Raw genomic sequence first — 17,543 nt, forward strand, 5'->3', positions numbered from 1 at the left:
GTCTAACCTCTTATAAGCCGCCATTCGGTTTAAATTACTGTTTGATCAGGCGAGCAGCAAACATGGTATCTGATTTACTGTGATATCCTTTGATCAGTTCCATTTTTTCGAGCTTCACAGGAAGGTTCTGGAGCATCCATTCTACTACTTCTTCATTTTCCTGCTTAAATACAGAGCAAGTAATATAAACTAACGGTTTTCCTTCCTTAAGGTACCTGACCACATTTTCCGCTATCGTCTTTTGCAGTTTTGAAAAGTAGCTAATCTTGTGTTCATCGAAATAATAAAGCATCTCTGGAGTACGTCCCCAGGTGCCCGATCCCGAACAAGGGGCATCCAGTATGATTCCATCAAATTCGTAATGATGTAAATCCTGCTCATTGTTTTGCAGTAAGTCAAGCACTTTCTTCTGATACTTTTTCAACCCTGCTTCCTGAAAACGTTCATCCAGGTTATTTAAGCTATTTTCACGAATATCACTAACCAGCAATTGTACACTGGGTTCCAGATCGTACAATAACAAAGATTTACCTCCTGAGGCTGCACAGCAATCCCACCAATAGTCCCAGGGTTGAGGCAGAAAGAAAGCGCTGGTTTTTTGCGAAGAAAGATCTTGCACCTGATAGTATTTTTGATCAGGAATTATTTTCTCCAGTTTAGTGCCATTAGGTAAAGCCAAAGTTTGCTCTCCAATAATCTCCGGATTAATTTCCGTCTGCTTTAAGGTCGCTACAAGCTGCTCAAATCTGCTTCTTTGCACGCGGACAAACAAATCCGGCTGCGTAAAAAAAGATTCATAGAAGTCTTCTTTTTCGAGACTATTGCTGAGATTCTCGTGAAAACAAAATACGTCCGCGGGTTTAAAATCAGGATGGTTTTCAATAATCAATGCAATTTTATCTTTCACTGATCGACCTAACTGCTCTTGAAGTTCAGGTAATTTTGAAGCTATGATTAAACTGGGAGTCTGATTGCATAAAAAATCGCCTATTGCTAAACGGAGGATCTGATCAGCCTTTGGCATTGCTTTCCCCAAGCGGAAAAAGCTATAGATATACCGTGTTGCCCATCTGCGATCAGATGAGCCCATCTGTTTGTTTTGCTTGAAATAAGCGAAAAGAAAACGATGCAGCGGTGTAGTACCATCATATTTATCGAAGATCTGTTCAAATGCTCTTATTTGATGTTCTACTCTCATTCAATGATATTTAAAGCAAAATTCTGGTACCTCAGCAGCATCAAACTTGTATTGATATAGCCAAGTTTCTCATCGTAATAAAATGAGAATCTGTTATGCAACCCTTTATACTTTTCTTTGGTTAAATATGCAAGATAATCTATCCCGTGTTCTGCCAGGAGTTTTGAAAAATAAAAACCGATATCAAAACCTTTGAATGCATATTCTCCTGGTTCAAAATTAAACTGCTGCCGATACTTTCTGATAAAATTATTGACAGTACTACTGGTATAGTCAATCTTATAAGATGAAGTTACGGCTGTACGCAATGCCTGCAGCTTGTCTACATTATAGTTTTGTTTTACCCAATCCGGATGCCCAAACAAATCAATAGCAAGACCGGTATTCTTGATTTTAATTAGCTTATCTATCGTAGGCACAACAAATTTCCTATCATCACTACTTACTATAATCACATATTTTTTATTCTTAATCAGTTTTGTCTCCATTGTAAAAACTGAAGCAAACTCCTGAAAAGTAAATTGCTTTTTACTATTTGCAAAATAGGCCCTTATAGGTGCTGCCATTACCCCATCGTCCGGAGTTTTGGGATTTATGAGAACGACTACAGTATTTGCAGGATTATAGGCAGATGTAATATAGTCCCCCAATTTATTAGCATGTAAATCTATGTTATTGACAATAGAAATAAGATTGGGGTTGTTAAATTCATTTGGATGTGTGGCCGCCAATGGGCTTACGACAGGTATGCTTTTAGAGGTAGAATATTTAGCAATGTGTTTTAAACTTTCGGGAAAAACAGGGCCCACAATCAAATTGCTACCAGTTAAATCCCCATCTTTAATTAACTCATCAAGACGAGCATTACTGTTACGTGAGTCAAACACCTTAAGTTTAAAATTAAGGCCGAGTGAAGCTGCAGAATCTACACCGAGTTTAAAGCCCTGATAGAAATCAATGGCCATAGCAGCTTTTTCAATTTCCGACTTAGTCGCAGTTTTTAGTTTAAGGTCGTTTAGCCTGAAAGGGACCAGCAAAGAAATATTAGCCTGCGTAAATTTTAACGCAGGCTTTTCTACTTCTTTCTCTACCTTGGGAACATCGGGCTTTTTAACAACTGTCTTCTGTACCTTTGGTGAACAAGCCGAGATGAACAGTATGATAAAAATAATTAGCCAATATTTATTCCCACTCAATTGTAGCTGGTGGTTTTGAACTAATGTCATATACGACGCGGTTAATTCCTTTTACTTTGTTAATTATTTCATTAGAAATTTTAGCGAGTACTTCATATGGCAAATGACACCAGTCCGCTGTCATCCCATCTACAGATTCAACTGCACGTAAGCAGATTACATTTTCATAGGTTCTCTCATCTCCCATTACACCTACTGAATGAACAGGAAGGAAGATTGCTCCTGCCTGCCACACTTTATCATATAAACCAGCTTCTTTCAGGTTATTGATGTAGATAGCATCTGCTTCTTGTAAGATGGCTACTTTTTCCGCAGTTACATCTCCAAGGATTCTGATGGCTAAGCCTGGACCAGGGAAAGGGTGACGTCCAATGATGAAGTCTTCCAGTCCAAGTGACCTTCCTACTCTTCTTACTTCGTCTTTGAACAAAGTGTTTAATGGCTCTACTACTTTCAGTTTCATGAAATCTGGTAGGCCACCTACGTTGTGGTGAGATTTGATGGTTGCCGAAGGGCCCTTAACCGATACGGATTCAATTACATCAGGATATATGGTACCCTGTGCAAGCCATTTTACATCCTGTACAAGATGTGCTTCATCATCAAATACCTCTATGAATACACGTCCAATTGCCTTACGCTTTAATTCAGGATCTTTTACATCAGCAAGTTGACTTAGGAAACGTTCTTTTGCATCAACACCTTTTATATTCAAGCCAAGGTGTTTGTATTGTTCCAGAACAGCATCATATTCACCTTTACGTAATAATCCATTGTCTACAAAAATACAATGCAAGTTTTTACCGATAGCCTTGTGAAGCAAAATTGCTGCTACACTCGAATCCACACCTCCAGAAAGTGCAAGAACTACTTTATCATTACCCAGTTTCTCCTGAAGCCCGGCAATGGTAGTCTCTACAAATGCATCAGGTGTCCATTCCTGCTTACAACCGCAGATGTCTACTAGGAAGTTTTCCAGCAATTGTTTACCATCAGTACTATGTGTAACTTCCGGGTGGAATTGTATTGCATAAGTTTCAGAATCTTTGACCTGATAAGCCGCAACCTTTACACTATCTGTACTTGCGATCAGCTCAAAGTTTTCAGGCACTTTGGTAATGGTATCACCATGTGACATCCAAACCTGCGAACCTGTACTGATATTTTTAAATAATTTATTATTTGAAGTTACATAATTCAAATTAGCTCTTCCGTACTCACGAGTAGAAGATGGTTGAACTTCTCCACCTGAATGCTGTGCAATGTATTGTGCACCATAGCAAACAGCAAGTACAGGATAGTTGTTATGAAACTTTTTTAAGTCGATCTGTGGCGCGTCTTCCTGACGAACAGAGTAAGGGCTACCTGAAAAAATGATGCCTTTAACGTCAGATGAGATTTCAGGGATATTATTGAAAGGGTGAATTTCGCAATAAACATTTAATTCGCGTACCCTGCGGGCAATTAACTGTGTATATTGGGAACCAAAATCGAGGATTATGATTTTTTCTAGCATGGCCAAAGTTAAGAATATTTAATTACTTCTACACCGAACCGATTTAGAAATTCTACCCCTTCATCACTCGGCAAGCCTTTATACTCAGCATAAGAGTCTTTATAAAAGACCGTTTTTATCCCGGAGGACAAAATAAGCCTTGCGCAGGCAATGCATGGGGAAAGTGTCGTATACAATGTAGAACCACTTATCTTAGAACCATTTTTTACGGCATACAGGATCGCATTCTCTTCTGCATGCAAAGCAAGCGAACAACTGCCTCTCGAATCCCTGGCACAACCAGTATCCGGCCATTCTTCATCACAGTTATGAGTACCTGCGGGAGGCCCATTATAACCTATTGAAATAATCCTTGTATCCTTGGTAAGTACTGCACCTACCTGAGCACGCACACAGTGAGATCTGAAAGCAAGATCGGTAGCCAGATTCATGTAAATTTCTTTAAATGATTTTTTCATTGGGTTCTTTTTTATAAAACGGGGGGAGCAAATATAAAGTAAAAAAAAACTTCCCTCCTTTATAAGAGGAGGGAAGTTTTTCTGGATGTTATTTTCTAATGTCCGCCTGAAAGCTTCTTATCAAAGGAAATTCCTTGCTTTCTTAAAATCCCACTTACTTTCCATGCATAGTATGCCAGGTAAGCAAAACAAAGGATACCTATGATATAACTATACTGAATACCCGTAAATTCGGAAACGTATCCTTGTAACCAGCTGATGATGCCGCCGCCCATAATCATCATGATTAAAAAGCTACTTCCCTGACTGGTATGTTTACCCAAACCGCTAACGGCAAGCGTAAAGATACATGGCCACAATGTACTGCAGAACAACCCAACACTGGTAAAGGCGTAGACGCTTACCATGCCGGTTGTGAACATACCAATAATTAAGGCGGTGATGCCAACAAAAGAGAAGATTAACAACATTCTTGCTGGGTTTCCTTTACTTGCCATATCGGCGATAATCAATACTAAAATAATTAATCCGTAAACATAGAATGGCGCCAGATCATGATTAAACATTGCATTTACACCTAAAAAGATACCAAAAGCTAAATATGGGGCAATGAATCTTAATACTTTTTGTTTGTTTACATTATCGGTAAAAGCTTCAACCGCGCCGGTCCACCTTCCAATCATCATACTTGCCCAATATAGGGAGATGTAAGGTGCAATGTCTTTTATATCAAAGCCAAGATCTTTTTCCATGTAAGCAGGAAGATTACTTGCCGTAGATACTTCAACACCTACATAAACAAAAATGGCAATCATCCCTAATACCAGCTGAGGGTATTTTAAAGCTGAGCCTTTTAAACTGGCGTCGTCGATTTTAGCTTCCACCAATGTTGGCTTATCAGGAAGTGAAGACATTTTTAAAAATATCGCAACTAGGATAAAAGCTGCACCTAAAATCAGATAAGGGATTTTTACACTTTCGATACTCACATCTGCACCGTCCTCCGAAATTGAACCAAAGATTGCAAAACTTACGATCAGCGGTCCAATTGTTGTTCCGAAGTTATTTATTCCTCCTGCTAATGTTAAACGCTGCGATCCTGTTGTAATCGGGCCTAAAGCAATGGCCAATGGATTGGCAACTGTTTGCTGTAGCGAAAACCCGAGTGCTACAATAAATAATCCGGATAACATCAAAGGAAATGAGCCTAAATTTGCCGCTGGATAAAATAATAACGTACCCACTGCGGAGATAACCAAACCTAATGCAAGACTGTTCTTATACCCGATAGTATTTACAACATCCTTCTTTATCAGCATAGATATTCCCATGTAAATCAGAGAGCCTACGGTATAGGCGATGTAGAAAGCCAATGACACCAACTGACTCTGGCTTTGAGACAAATCAAACGCATGCTTAAATACAGGTATTAAAATGTCGTTACTTGCAGCGACAAATCCCCAAAAAAAGAATACCGTGACTAAGGGGATAAACTGCCCCCATTTGGTTTGTGATTGTTGTTCCATATATGTTTAATAAAAATTTGGTTTTCTAAACATAAATAAAAAAAATTGTAAGGTAAAGCATTGATATGCTAAAACGGTTTATTTTTATTAAACCTCAAACTAAATACAAATGAATAGTTAATATTACCCATTATTTATCGAGTGCTTAGTGTAGCATTTCTGAGATAAAACTTCACAAAAAAATAACTGTACTTTATGTTTAAAATTGCATATTAGCATAATATATAAGGTTTAGCCGAATGTTTGAAGCAATATTACAAGGGATAGGTGCGGGTATTTTATTTTCGTTTTTGACGGGTCCCGTGTTTTTTTCCATGATTAAAACAAGCATAGAAAAAGGTTTCAAAGCAGGATTTTCGTTAGCTATCGGCGTCATTTTCAGTGACATCATTTTCATTACACTAACTATATTCGGTTCCCAATTTGTTGATTATAATTCCGAATACAATCAATATGTTGGAATAATCGGAGGTCTGTTTCTTTTTGGGATAGGCCTTTATTATTTATTCAATAAAGTAAAAGTCAACTATGATATTTCCGAAACTGTCAGAATCAAAAAAAGAGGATATATATTAAAGGGTTTTTTAATGTGCCTGCTTTCTCCCTCCACCCTAATGTTCTGGATTATGGTTGGAGGGATCATTTCTGTTCAGCTCCACTATGATATGACAGAAAAGGTTGTATTTTTTGTCATCGCTATGGCTACTCAGCTTTCTGTAGATTGCATCAAAACTTATTATGCAGCCAAACTGCGGTACCGGATTAAAGAGAAAAACATACAGACTCTAAATAAAATAGCAGGAGCAGTAATCATAATATTTGCAATCCGCATATTCATTGAGGTGATTCTAAAATACTATAAATAAAAAGAGGCTGGTCATGATGACCAGCCTCTTTTTATTTTAAAATTTTTATCTATTAATAAGCTCTCTGATTGTTTCCTTCTTTCCAGTTTACAAAAGCCTTATTCACCACTTTATTTCCTCCGGGAGTTGGATAGTTTCCTGAGAAATACCAATCACCTGTATGATTAGGACATGCTACATGAAGATTATCCAAAGTCTGATAAATTACCTCAACTTCAGCATTAATGTTTTCAGGAGTGATGATCTTTGTGATCTGCGCTGAAATTTCTTCCTGAGTAAATGGTCGATAAATATCCTTAACGTGGTTTGTAATCTCTTCTTTAGGAAGCAACAGCGAAGCTTTACATTTCTGATATACTTCTTCAATAACACGCTCCATCCCACGGGCTTTCAGCAATTGAATTGCCGCCTCAAAAGCAACGAACTGCCCCATCTTCGACATATCAATACCATAGCAATCCGGATAACGAATCTGAGGTGCAGAAGAAACGATAATGATCTTTTTAGGATGTAATCTGTCAATAATTTTAATGATACTTTGCTTCAACGTTGTACCACGAACAATAGAATCATCAACCGCAACCAAAGTATCTGTATGATTTTTAATTACCCCATAAGTTGTATCATAAACATGGGCTACCATATCTTGCCTATCTGCATCCTGGGTAATGAACGTCCTTAACTTCACATCCTTTATAGCCAGTTTCTCAACCCTTGGACGCATAGAAAGCAATTCATCAAGTTCTGTATCATCCAATACATCTTTACGATGTAATAAGGCTTCTTTTTGAAAATCCCTGATGTAGGCATGTAAACCATCTACCATTCCATAAAATGAAACCTCGGCAGTATTAGGGATAAAAGAGAAAACTGTATTTTTTAAGTCTGCGCTTACAGCATTTAAAATCTGTTTGCATAACAATGCCCCAAGGTGCTTACGCTCTTTATAAATTTCAGCATCACTGCCTCTTGAGAAATAAATTCGTTCAAATGAACATGCTCTTTTTTCCTGAGGTTCTCTAAATATCTCCTGAGTTACTTTGCCGCTCTTCTTAACGATCAACGCATGTCCTGGTTCAATTTCCTTTACGTCCTTGAATGCAATATTGAAGGCTGTTTGTATAGCCGGTCTTTCAGACGCCGCTACAACAATCTCATCATCCTGATAATAGTAAGCAGGACGAATTCCAGAAGGGTCACGTAATACAAATGCGTCTCCGTTACCTACAATACCTGAAATAGCATAACCACCATCCCAGTTTTTTGCTGAACGTTTTAGTATTTTTGCAATATCAAGGTGTTCTGAAATTTTATGTGTGATCTCAACATTGTCGAGGCCTTCTTTTTTGTATTCATCAAACAACTCCTGATTTTCATCATCAAGAAAATGTCCGATTTTTTCAAGTACTGTTACAGTATCCGCTTTTTCTTTTGGATGTTGGCCCAGTTCGTATAACTGCTCCAATAACTCATCAACATTAGTCATGTTGAAATTACCGGCAATAACAAGATTACGGGTCATCCAGTTGTTCTGGCGCAGAAAAGGGTGACAGTTTTCAATGCTGTTCTTTCCATGTGTTCCGTAACGCAAGTGTCCCAGTAAAACTTCACCAATAAAACTCACATTTGATTTTAACCACTCCGCATCCTGCATCAATTCAGGGGTTTCATTCTGGATGTCTACAAATTTGTTTTGTACATATCCGAAAATATCTGCAACTGCGTTCTGAGCCATTGAACGGTACCTGCTGATGTAACGGTTCCCTGGTTTCACATCCAGTTTAATAGTTGCGATACCGGCTCCATCCTGCCCACGGTTGTGCTGCTTTTCCATCAAAAGATAAAGCTTATTTAGTCCGTAAAGTGCAGTCCCGTATTTTTCCTGGTAGTATGAGAGCGGTTTTAAAAGGCGGATAAAGGCTATTCCGCATTCGTGTTTTATCGAGTCACTCATTAGGTGTGTTATTTGAGCCGCAAATTTACCGTTAAAAATAATTAGAACCTAGAAAGAAATAGAATCTTTCATTCAGATTATAATTTAATGTTCAAACATCTAAAAAATTGGTTTGAGATCTATATGTTCGGAGTTTACCTCTGCGCCAAAAAAAATGGATGCATGTTCATCAAACATCTTCTGATCTCCTGAAGTAAAAAACGATTTAAAACCATCTGCACCAATAACGGAGGAGATTTCAGGATGATTCGCAAGGTAGGCTTCAAGACTGTTTGCTACGATTTCTCCCTGCCCCAACAGACTAACACCTTCGGGAAGTATAGCTTTGATTTTAGGAATGAGCAAAGGATAATGGGTACATGCAAGAAGAATACAGTCCATTTCCTTTTTCTTTTGCAATAACTCTTCTACATATTTTTTCACAAAATAGTCGGCTCCAGGATCAAGGTGTTCATTATTTTCAACCAAAGGCACCCACATTGGGCAGCTTTGTTGAAATGCATTAATTTCCGGAAAGAATTTTTTGATCTCAAGAAGATAAGACTCCGAGTTGACTGTCCCCCTCGTCCCCATTACTCCTATGGTTTTGGATTCGGTATACGCACCCACAATTTCTGCGGTCGGTCTAATCACCCCCAGCACTCTGTGATTCGGATATTTAACTGGAAGCACCTTTTGCTGGATGGACCTTAATGCCTTTGCAGAAGCTGTATTACAGGCTAGAATCACAAGCGGACATCCCTGCGCAAATAACCACTCTACACACTCCAGTGTATATTGGTATACTGTTTCAAAAGAATGGTCACCATAAGGCGAACGGGCATTGTCACCAAAATAAATATAGTTATACTGAGGTAATTTCTGGGCTATAGATTTAAATACAGTCAGGCCACCATAACCAGAGTCAAAAATACCAATAGAATGTTTAGTATCCATTTAAAAAAAAGCGGGACCGGATTTTATCATCCGGTCCCGCAATTTAAATATTTTTACCCAAACCTTTCATTCAGGTCTAAGTCTTATTTCTGTAAATTACTTTTTAGGTGCAGGAGCTGGTGCTGCTGCTGTCAAAGGAATACCTAATTTAGTTTTTACTAAATTGGTAATGTCTTCTCCACCATCCCAATATACCAAAGCCTGATTTGCAGTATCAAATACATAAGCAAAACCTTTTTCTTTAGAGACTGCCTTAATCGCAGCATCAGCTCTTACCTGGATCGGGTTAAACAACTCTGCATTTCTCGCTTCCATTTCCTGCTGAGCTTTTGTCCTTGCATCAGTAATCCGTTTTTCAAGATCCTGCAACTCAGCGCCCATTGTCTGTAATTCTTTACCTACAACTTCTTTATTAGCCTCACTCAGGGTTTTTTCTTTGGCCTGTGCAGCTTGATATTTGCCTTGATACTCAGTGATCATTTTCTCAATATCAGCAGTTTTTGTTTTGTTCAAAGCTTCAAGGGTTTCTTTGGCTTTTTTAACTTCAGGCATCGCTTCAATAATCATAGCTGAATTCAAATGTGCCAATTTTTGTTGTGCATTTGCAATGTTAGCAGTAAATAATAATCCTGCTGCTACAAAAAATGCGTTCATTAACTTTCTCATCTTTATTTTTCTTAATAATTGTTTTTTAGTTTATTCTATATTCTTATTGAAGGATTGAACCCGGTTTATATCCCAATCTGGTGATTACATCATTGCTTACATCGTAAGTACTGCTTGCATAAATCATCATTGTAGCTTCGCTGCTTTTGTCAAAAATAAAATCTAGCAGTTTAACTTTCGCAACTTCAGATACAGCCTTTGCAACTTTTGCCTGTATAGGATTCAATAGCTTGGTACGGTTTTGAAAAAGTTCACCTTCCGGACCAAAAATCTTACGTTGAAATTCTTTGGCCTGTTTTTCTTTTTCAATAATCTCATTCTCTCTTCTCTTGCGCATATCTTCAGTAAGCAATACCTGATCTGCCTGATAAGTCTTATACATTTTATCAATTTCTGTAAAGTTATTATCTACCTGTTGCTGCCATTGATGAGACAACACATTCAATTGATTCAATGAGGATTTATATTCTGGCAAATGTTTCAATATATATTCCGTATCTACATAAGCAAACTTTTGTGCAAAGGCACCAAATCCGGCAAATAACAAAAAGCAAATTAAAAAGTACTTCTTCATTTTCTTAAGCATTAATTAGTTAAATCCACCTAGCTGTTGAGCAATGCTGAAATGGAACTGACCTTTATTAGCATCAGGCAAGCCTGGTATTTTATCAAATCCGTAACCATAGTCTATCCCCAACAGTCCGAATATCGGTAAAAATATCTTTGCTCCCAAACCTACTGACCTCCTAACATTAAAAGGATTGAAGTCGCTGAAATTATTCCAGGTATTACCCGCTTCAGCAAATGCAACCACAAAGGCAGTTGCCTGCTGACTTGCAATAACAGGATATCTAAGCTCCATTACATATTTAGTAAATATTGGGCTACCAGAATTCTGAGCGATGGTTGGATTAGCTCCAACGGGAATTACTGTATTGTTAGCATATCCACGCATAGCGATCAATTCCGATCCTTGTAAAAAGTCAAATCCTTGCATACCATCACCACCTAGTTTAAAACGTTCGAAAGCGGACTGTCCAACCTCACGGTTATATAAACCTAAGAAACCGAACTGAGCCTGAGCTTTTACAACCAATTTTCCTGCCAGTTTTTGGAACCACTGTGATTCAAATTTCCATTTATGATATTCCGTGAACTTGTAACGTTGCTTATCGGATGCAGTTGAATAGTTTAATTTGTTCATTAATGAATACGGGGGAGTAGCTTGAATAGTGAATCTGAAATAAGACCCTTCCGTCGGGAAGATCTGATGATTTCTGGAATCCCTGCTCAACTCCTGAGTTAAGTTGAAGTTATACGAGGTACCTGAACTGAATAGGTATCCAGGGTAATTATTCAAAATATACTGCTGTGCATTAATGGAATGACTCAACTGGAAATAGTTATCCGGAAAATTCAATCTTCTACCCAAACTAACAGTAACACCGTTCAAACGTATTTTTTGAAATCTTGAATCCGTTACACTTGCACCATTTGATTGCAGTGAAGTGAATGCACTCACTCCGAAACTGATTGGCTTTTTCCCACCTAACCATGGCTCTGAGAAAGAGAAGCTATAAGACTGGTAATACTTACCATTGGTTTGTCCACGTAGACTCAATTTCTGTCCATCACCTTTAGGCAATGGTTTGTAGGCATCGAGATTAAACAAATTCTTTAACGAGAAGTTGTTAAATGTCAGTCCAAGCGTACCGATGATATTGCCACCACCAAAACCACCTGACAATTCAATCTGATCTGAGGGTTTTTCTTCTACTGTATATTCGATATCTACTGTACCATCCGCAGGGTTTGGTTTTGGAACCGGATTTGTTTTTGATTCATCAAAGTTACCCAATGCACCAATTTCACGAACCGTACGGATCAATGCAGCTTTAGAGAACTTCTCTCCCGGCTTAGTCCTGAGCTCTCTTAGCACTACCCTGTCGTTGGTAATTGTGTTACCCTTAACAGTAATGCGATTGTTTGTATACTGTGGGCCTTCATAAATGCGCATTTCTAACTCAACAGTATCGTTATAGATTTTAGTTTGTACTGGATCTACCTGAAAGGTAAGATATCCATCATCAAGATAAACGCTGGAAACATCATCTCCGTTTGCGCTACCTCTTAATTTCTTTTCTAATTTTTCTTCACTAAATACCTCGCCCTTTTCGATACCCAAAACTCTTTCTAAAGTTTGAGTATCATATTTCGCATTTCCCACCCAGGTAATATTTCCAAAATAGTATTTAGGGCCTTCATAAAGATCTATTTTAATACCAACGGCCTTTTCACTATACTGATAAACGCTATCCTTCAGGATCACCGCATCACGGTATCCATTGTCCTGCATTTTTGCAATTAATTTAAGTTTATCTTCTTCGTATTTTTCCTTGTTAAACTTCCCAGATCCAAACACTTTGTAGAAAGCCTGTTGCTTCGTCTTTTTCAGATACTTTCTCAATTTTGCAGATGAAAAGTCTTTATTACCCGAAAAGTTAATTTCGTGAACTTTAACCTTTCTCCCCTTGTCGATGAACACTTGCAAAATCATACCATTTTCCATATTAGGATCAGGTTTGGTTTTGTAATCTACAGCAGTAAAGAAATAACCTTTGTCCAGTAAAAACTTCTTAATAGTAGTAGTGGTTGAATTGTATAAATTATCATTTATGATCGCTTTACCACTTTTTTCATTAATCTTTTCAAGAATATCCGTTTTTTGTGATTTACTTACTCCATTGATCTCAAAAGAAGCCAAACGAGGACGTTCAACCACATCAATATCAAAGAAAACAGAATCGCCCTCAATTTTTGTGATGTCAAGTTTTATGTCATCAAATAACCCTTGAGCCCATAGAATCTTAATTGCATTAGAAGTCGCTTCTCCCGGCAATGTTATAGTCTGTCCTTTGATGAGTGTTGAAAGCGTTATGATTACGTCTTTTTCCACATATTTCGTTCCGCTTAATGTTGTTCCGCCTATGATATATTCTTTCGGATTGAAATAATCAAGATCCAACCCATTAACTTTCAAGCTAGGCGGCGTAGGATTTGGCTGAGGACGTGTGATCTGTGCCATTGACGGTGACCCGATCAATAACAATAATATGAGTTGATATATTCTTTTCATTTACAATCTAAAAATCGATGCTAAGTTAATTTAAACACATGTTAAAAAGTGTTAAAAGTAAAATTAGTTCAATTGTTCACTAATTTTACCAAAGCGGCGTTCGCGTTTTTGGTAGTCTACAATAGCTTCAAACAAATCTTCTCTTCTGAAGTCGGGCCACAACGTATCTGTAAAATACAGTTCCGTGTATGCCATTTGCCAAAGCAAAAAATTACTTATTCTATGTTCGCCGCTTGTCCTGATCATGAGTTCCGGATCAGGAATATTCAATGTTGTTAACTGAGCCGCGAAATTTTCTTCATTAATCTCATCTATCTGAAGGCTCTGATCCTTTACAAGCTGGGCCAACTTTTTCGCTGCTTGTATCAGCTCCCATTTTGCACTATAACTTAAAGCAAGTGTCAAAGTACAACGTGTATTACCAGCCGTTTTATCCATCGCACTTTTTAAATCTTCAATACATTTTTGTGGAAGAGAGGCGATATCACCAATAGCATTCAGTCTGATGTTATTTTTTGTAAGCGTAGCTGTTTCCTGATTTATGGTAGAGATCAATAATTCCATCAAAGCATTAACCTCTTCAATGGGTCTGTTCCAGTTCTCAGTAGAAAAAGCATAAACTGTAAGGTGCTTTATTCCTATATCAGCACAGCCCTCCACGATGTCCTTCACGGACAACACGCCACTTTCATGACCAAAGTGCCTGAATTTGCCCTGATTTTTTGCCCATCTTCCATTGCCATCCATGATGATTGCAATATGCTCCGGTAAGCGTGTAACGTCAATTTGTTCTTTAAATCCCATTAATTCTGTGCAAATATGCCTAAAATGTATAACATTTTTGGGACACAAAGGTATAAGATATGCCAATACCTACAAACATATATGTATCTCTTTTTCTAAAATCACCTCTCTGTGTGCCAGGAGAGCCATAACCCGCAACCTGAGAAGGATTGGAAAGCGTTTGCCTGATTAATAAATTGTTATCGGCCGGCCAGTTCGAATTATTTGGATCCGGGTATTTTGCGCTCACATCGTCCAGATAATCTGTATATGCGGATCGATATCCAATCTGTGTAAACATACCCCAATTTTCCTTTAATCTGAATTTCATACCAACCCCATAAGGAACAGTCAAAGCATAATTCTTATAGGGCTCCGCTTGCCCTTCTGTTTTATAAAATCTCAATTTATAAGTTTCATCACCCAGTACAGGATCATTTGGATAACTTGCCTTGGGACTAAAAAAAACACCACCTATCCCTGTATAAATATAAGGTGTGAATCCTTTGGCTCCGCCACCTGCAAAATACTCCAGAAAATTAAAATCTACCTGAAGACTCACTTCATTTAATCCCGTATTAAAATTCAATCCCCTATTTCTAAAATCTTCATTGTCTGATTTAAGATCATCGGCCTTTATTTTCCCATAGGTGTAGTGAGCGCCCAGCGCCCAATATGGGTCAAAATTTATTTTCACATAACCACCGGCAGAAAAACCACTTAGCTTTAAGGGTTTAGTCTGATTCAGGTCTCCAAGATAACCTGCCCCACCGCCATGAATACCTAACTCCCATGTCTGAGCCTTTGAAGCCACGCCAAACAGGGAAAGTAGAAAAAGGTAAAATAATGGTCTTTTATATTGCATCCTAGTAATTACGGGTATCAATACCCCAAAGTAATTTATTCCTTAACGTAGTTAAATAGCTTTCATTGTTTAAACGAATGAGATTCACGTGAAAAGCAGCTTTATGCAGTGTCACCTTTACGGACCGGTCTACAGTCTCAGTTCTGGAATCGCAGGAAACCAGGAATTTCGAACTTCTTGCTTCTATCTCGAACGTTAAAGAGACATCATCAGGAATAATCACTGGGCGAACATTCAAATTATGTGGAGCAATTGGGGTAATCACAAAATTCTGGGAACTTGGATAAATGATTGGACCACCGCAACTTAAAGAATAAGCGGTAGATCCTGTAGGAGTCGCAATGATCAATCCATCTGCCCAATATGAGTTCACAAATTCATCATTCATATAAGCATGAATGATCATCATCGCTGAATTATCTCTTCTATGAATCGTAATGTCATTGAGCGCAAAATTCTCATCTCCAAACAATCCTTGTTTAGATTCAACATTTAGCAGACTTCGCTTATCCAAAGAATATTCCTTGTTTTGCAATGCCTGAATTGCAGTTTTGATTTCATCCTTATTGATACTTGCTAAAAAACCAAGTCTTCCGAAATTGATTCCGATAACCGGGATTCCAGAATCGCGTACCAGCGACAATGTATCTAACAAAGTTCCATCTCCTCCAAGGCTGATCAAAACATCTGCTTTTCCCAGTAGTTCTTTATGCCCCGAAAAAACTTCAATATTTATAGGAAGCTTTACCTTATCTTTTATAAAATCAAGGTACTTTTTGTAAACCAAGATTGGCGTCTGGCTCGACTCAAGAACATTAAAAACTTCCTGCACATAGGGCAAAACACTGTTATTGAACTCCCTACCGTAAATTGCAATCTTCATTAAGTTATGTTGGTTTTGTAAGCTATGTTATTTTTCTATTAGATATTACCATTATAGCGTACAAAAATAGGAATTAAACATTTAAGTAATTCATAAATGAATTAAACCTGTCTTCTGTCCCATTATCCGAAATTGTACTGTTAAAGACTGCCTTAACCTGATAATTATAGCGTTCAAAAGAAGATATAATACCCGAGAGATCTGTTTTATTGATCTTTAGTGTCACTTCCAGCTTGGTAGAATCAGGGAAAGATTGCACATAAGACGACAACACCTGCGCATTATCTGCCTCAACTATCTGAGCCATATGTGCCAAAGAATTGTTCCGGTTACTGATTTCAAGTACAATGATCCCTCCGTATTCTTTAACAGCGTAAATGTTAGAAGTATATTCCAGCAGGTTATTAACAGATATCAAACCCAGATAATTCTTCTTATAATCCAGAACGGGAACGACAGAAAGATGCAATTGATTAAAAAGTCTGATGATATCGTAAACATGGGCATCTTCGTAAACAAACGGATTTAAGACCGACAAAGATAAACCCCCTATTGGCTGGCTGGCATCTCTTACTTCTATCAATTCTTCTTCAGCAAGCAGTCCCAAAAACTGCGTTTCATTTACAATGGGCAAATGATACAATTTGAACTCAGTCATCCTTTCCAAAGCCTTCTGAACAGAATCAGACGTTTTTAGAGGGGGGATTGAATTGGATATGAGCTCTGATGCAAACATTATTTAAGTAATACTCTATTTAAAAATTTCTCCAGGTAACCGTTGAAGATTTCAGGCCGCTCCATCATTGGTGCGTGACCACATAAATCTACCCAATTCAACTCTGAATTCGGCAAAAGTTCATGAAATTCTTCGGCTACCTCTGGCGGAGTTACTTTATCCTGCTTTCCCCATATTAAAGAAACGGGAATGGTTATTCTTGAAAGATCTTTGGCCATATTATGTCTGATTGCAGATTTTGCAAGTGCCAGTATCCGTATCACTCTCGACCTTTCATTTACACTCTTATATACCTCATCTACAAGCTCCTTAGTTGCAGTAGCAGGATCATAAAAAGTAAACTCAACTTTCTCACGCACGTAGTCATAACTTTCTCTTCTCGGGAATGATCCTCCAAAGGCATTTTCATATAGACCAGAACTCCCTGTCAGTACAAGCGCCTTCACATTTTCCTGATGTGATGTGGTAAATACAAGTCCGACATGTCCGCCTAAGGAATTTCCGATCAACACCACCTGTCCTAACTTTTTATACTTTATAAATTTGTTGATGTATTTGGATAAACTTCTTACTCCCAATGTCAGGATAGGAAGTTCATAAATTGGCAAAATAGGAACAACAATATGATATTTGTCTTTAAAATAATCTATTACTGGCTCCCAATTGCTCAACTCACCCATTAAACCATGAAGTAATACCAGGGTCTCACCTTTTCCCGCTTCTATATATTTAAACCCGTCTTCTTCTATTACTTCGTATGTCATATAAATAATTATGTATGGTATGCTACTAAGTTAGTAGACTAAAATTAAATTAATGTAATT

16 protein-coding genes are annotated in these 17,543 nt (G+C 37.9%); 1 reads left to right on the top strand and 15 read right to left on the bottom strand.

The genetic code is table 11. The annotated features are described in order from the left end of the window. Positions 1-34 precede the first annotated feature (34 nt). The 5 genes from FA047_RS06955 to FA047_RS06975 all read right to left on the bottom strand — a co-directional run bounded on the left by FA047_RS06955 (position 35) and on the right by FA047_RS06975 (position 5,894). Positions 35-1,198 carry an RsmB/NOP family class I SAM-dependent RNA methyltransferase gene (locus tag FA047_RS06955; RefSeq protein ID WP_136835275.1) on the bottom strand — a complete coding sequence of 388 codons (1,164 nt, stop codon included), beginning with the start codon at positions 1,196-1,198 and terminating at the stop codon, positions 35-37. After that, positions 1,195-2,424 carry an ABC transporter substrate-binding protein gene (locus FA047_RS06960; protein WP_136835276.1) on the bottom strand — a complete coding sequence of 410 codons (1,230 nt, stop codon included), beginning with the start codon at positions 2,422-2,424 and terminating at the stop codon, positions 1,195-1,197. The genes FA047_RS06955 and FA047_RS06960 overlap by 4 nt, the downstream gene beginning before the upstream one ends. After that, positions 2,381-3,910 (bottom strand): glutamine-hydrolyzing GMP synthase, encoded by a 1,530-nt coding sequence (guaA, locus tag FA047_RS06965; RefSeq protein ID WP_136835277.1) that lies wholly within the window; start codon positions 3,908-3,910, stop codon positions 2,381-2,383. Before guaA ends, FA047_RS06960 begins: the two co-directional genes overlap by 44 nt. A gap of 8 nt (positions 3,911-3,918) precedes the next feature. Then, complete coding sequence (locus FA047_RS06970; RefSeq protein WP_225872669.1) at positions 3,919-4,368, bottom strand: deoxycytidylate deaminase; 450 nt, start codon at positions 4,366-4,368, stop codon at positions 3,919-3,921. Between the two features lie 95 nt (positions 4,369-4,463). Then, entirely contained in the window at positions 4,464-5,894 is a 1,431-nt protein-coding gene (locus tag FA047_RS06975) for an MFS transporter (RefSeq protein WP_136835278.1), read from the bottom strand. 239 nt (positions 5,895-6,133) lie between these two features. Between FA047_RS06975 and FA047_RS06980 the strand changes: the two genes are divergently transcribed. Next, entirely contained in the window at positions 6,134-6,760 is a 627-nt protein-coding gene (locus FA047_RS06980; protein ID WP_136835279.1) for a LysE family translocator, read from the top strand. 52 nt (positions 6,761-6,812) lie between these two features. Here FA047_RS06980 and FA047_RS06985 read toward each other — a convergent pair whose 3' ends face one another. The 10 genes from FA047_RS06985 to FA047_RS07030 all read right to left on the bottom strand — a co-directional run bounded on the left by FA047_RS06985 (position 6,813) and on the right by FA047_RS07030 (position 17,483). Further along, positions 6,813-8,714 carry an amidophosphoribosyltransferase gene (locus FA047_RS06985; RefSeq protein ID WP_136835280.1) on the bottom strand — a complete coding sequence of 634 codons (1,902 nt, stop codon included), beginning with the start codon at positions 8,712-8,714 and terminating at the stop codon, positions 6,813-6,815. Positions 8,715-8,813: 99 nt separating this feature from the next. After that, positions 8,814-9,650 (bottom strand): glutamate racemase, encoded by an 837-nt coding sequence (gene murI, locus FA047_RS06990; protein ID WP_136835281.1) that lies wholly within the window; start codon positions 9,648-9,650, stop codon positions 8,814-8,816. 96 nt (positions 9,651-9,746) lie between these two features. Then, positions 9,747-10,304 (bottom strand): OmpH family outer membrane protein, encoded by a 558-nt coding sequence (locus FA047_RS06995; RefSeq protein ID WP_317130912.1) that lies wholly within the window; start codon positions 10,302-10,304, stop codon positions 9,747-9,749. A 55-nt stretch (positions 10,305-10,359) separates the two neighbouring features. Continuing rightward, the gene (locus FA047_RS07000) at positions 10,360-10,890 is read right to left on the bottom strand and encodes an OmpH family outer membrane protein (RefSeq protein WP_136835283.1); all 531 of its coding nucleotides are present in this window, start codon (positions 10,888-10,890) and stop codon (positions 10,360-10,362) included. 15 nt (positions 10,891-10,905) lie between these two features. After that, a complete protein-coding gene (gene bamA, locus FA047_RS07005) occupies positions 10,906-13,452 on the bottom strand; it encodes an outer membrane protein assembly factor BamA (protein WP_169304345.1) in 2,547 nt (848 codons plus the stop codon). Positions 13,453-13,515: 63 nt separating this feature from the next. After that, entirely contained in the window at positions 13,516-14,256 is a 741-nt protein-coding gene (locus tag FA047_RS07010; RefSeq protein ID WP_136835284.1) for an isoprenyl transferase, read from the bottom strand. 19 nt (positions 14,257-14,275) lie between these two features. Further along, a complete protein-coding gene (gene porG, locus FA047_RS07015; RefSeq protein WP_136835285.1) occupies positions 14,276-15,100 on the bottom strand; it encodes a type IX secretion system protein PorG in 825 nt (274 codons plus the stop codon). 1 nt (position 15,101) lies between these two features. Next, positions 15,102-15,983 carry an NAD kinase gene (locus FA047_RS07020; RefSeq protein ID WP_136835286.1) on the bottom strand — a complete coding sequence of 294 codons (882 nt, stop codon included), beginning with the start codon at positions 15,981-15,983 and terminating at the stop codon, positions 15,102-15,104. 73 nt (positions 15,984-16,056) lie between these two features. Then, positions 16,057-16,719 (bottom strand): CBS domain-containing protein, encoded by a 663-nt coding sequence (locus FA047_RS07025; protein ID WP_136835287.1) that lies wholly within the window; start codon positions 16,717-16,719, stop codon positions 16,057-16,059. Then, entirely contained in the window at positions 16,719-17,483 is a 765-nt protein-coding gene (locus tag FA047_RS07030; RefSeq protein ID WP_136835288.1) for an alpha/beta fold hydrolase, read from the bottom strand. Before FA047_RS07030 ends, FA047_RS07025 begins: the two co-directional genes overlap by 1 nt. Positions 17,484-17,543 lie beyond the last annotated feature (60 nt).

Origin of the sequence: Pedobacter frigoris (assembly GCF_005116445.1) — a bacterium.
Lineage (GTDB): Bacteria > Bacteroidota > Bacteroidia > Sphingobacteriales > Sphingobacteriaceae > Pedobacter > Pedobacter frigoris.

Bases quoted from the DNA above. Each gene is read 5' to 3' on its own strand.
- FA047_RS06960 (WP_136835276.1), bottom strand. From the start codon at position 2,424: ATGACATTAGTTCAAAACCACCAGCTACAATTGAGTGGGAATAAATAT.
- FA047_RS07030 (WP_136835288.1), bottom strand. From the start codon at position 17,483: ATGACATACGAAGTAATAGAAGAAGACGGGTTTAAATATATAGAAGCG.
- guaA (WP_136835277.1), bottom strand. From the start codon at position 3,910: ATGCTAGAAAAAATCATAATCCTCGATTTTGGTTCCCAATATACACAG.
- FA047_RS06980 (WP_136835279.1), top strand. From the start codon at position 6,134: ATGTTTGAAGCAATATTACAAGGGATAGGTGCGGGTATTTTATTTTCG.
- FA047_RS06975 (WP_136835278.1), bottom strand. From the start codon at position 5,894: ATGGAACAACAATCACAAACCAAATGGGGGCAGTTTATCCCCTTAGTC.
- FA047_RS07025 (WP_136835287.1), bottom strand. From the start codon at position 16,719: ATGTTTGCATCAGAGCTCATATCCAATTCAATCCCCCCTCTAAAAACG.
- porG (WP_136835285.1), bottom strand. From the start codon at position 15,100: ATGCAATATAAAAGACCATTATTTTACCTTTTTCTACTTTCCCTGTTT.
- FA047_RS06955 (WP_136835275.1), bottom strand. From the start codon at position 1,198: ATGAGAGTAGAACATCAAATAAGAGCATTTGAACAGATCTTCGATAAA.
- bamA (WP_169304345.1), bottom strand. From the start codon at position 13,452: ATGAAAAGAATATATCAACTCATATTATTGTTATTGATCGGGTCACCG.
- FA047_RS06970 (WP_225872669.1), bottom strand. From the start codon at position 4,368: ATGAAAAAATCATTTAAAGAAATTTACATGAATCTGGCTACCGATCTT.
- murI (WP_136835281.1), bottom strand. From the start codon at position 9,650: ATGGATACTAAACATTCTATTGGTATTTTTGACTCTGGTTATGGTGGC.
- FA047_RS06985 (WP_136835280.1), bottom strand. From the start codon at position 8,714: ATGAGTGACTCGATAAAACACGAATGCGGAATAGCCTTTATCCGCCTT.
- FA047_RS07020 (WP_136835286.1), bottom strand. From the start codon at position 15,983: ATGAAGATTGCAATTTACGGTAGGGAGTTCAATAACAGTGTTTTGCCC.
- FA047_RS06995 (WP_317130912.1), bottom strand. From the start codon at position 10,304: ATGAACGCATTTTTTGTAGCAGCAGGATTATTATTTACTGCTAACATT.
- FA047_RS07010 (WP_136835284.1), bottom strand. From the start codon at position 14,256: ATGGGATTTAAAGAACAAATTGACGTTACACGCTTACCGGAGCATATT.
- FA047_RS07000 (WP_136835283.1), bottom strand. From the start codon at position 10,890: ATGAAGAAGTACTTTTTAATTTGCTTTTTGTTATTTGCCGGATTTGGT.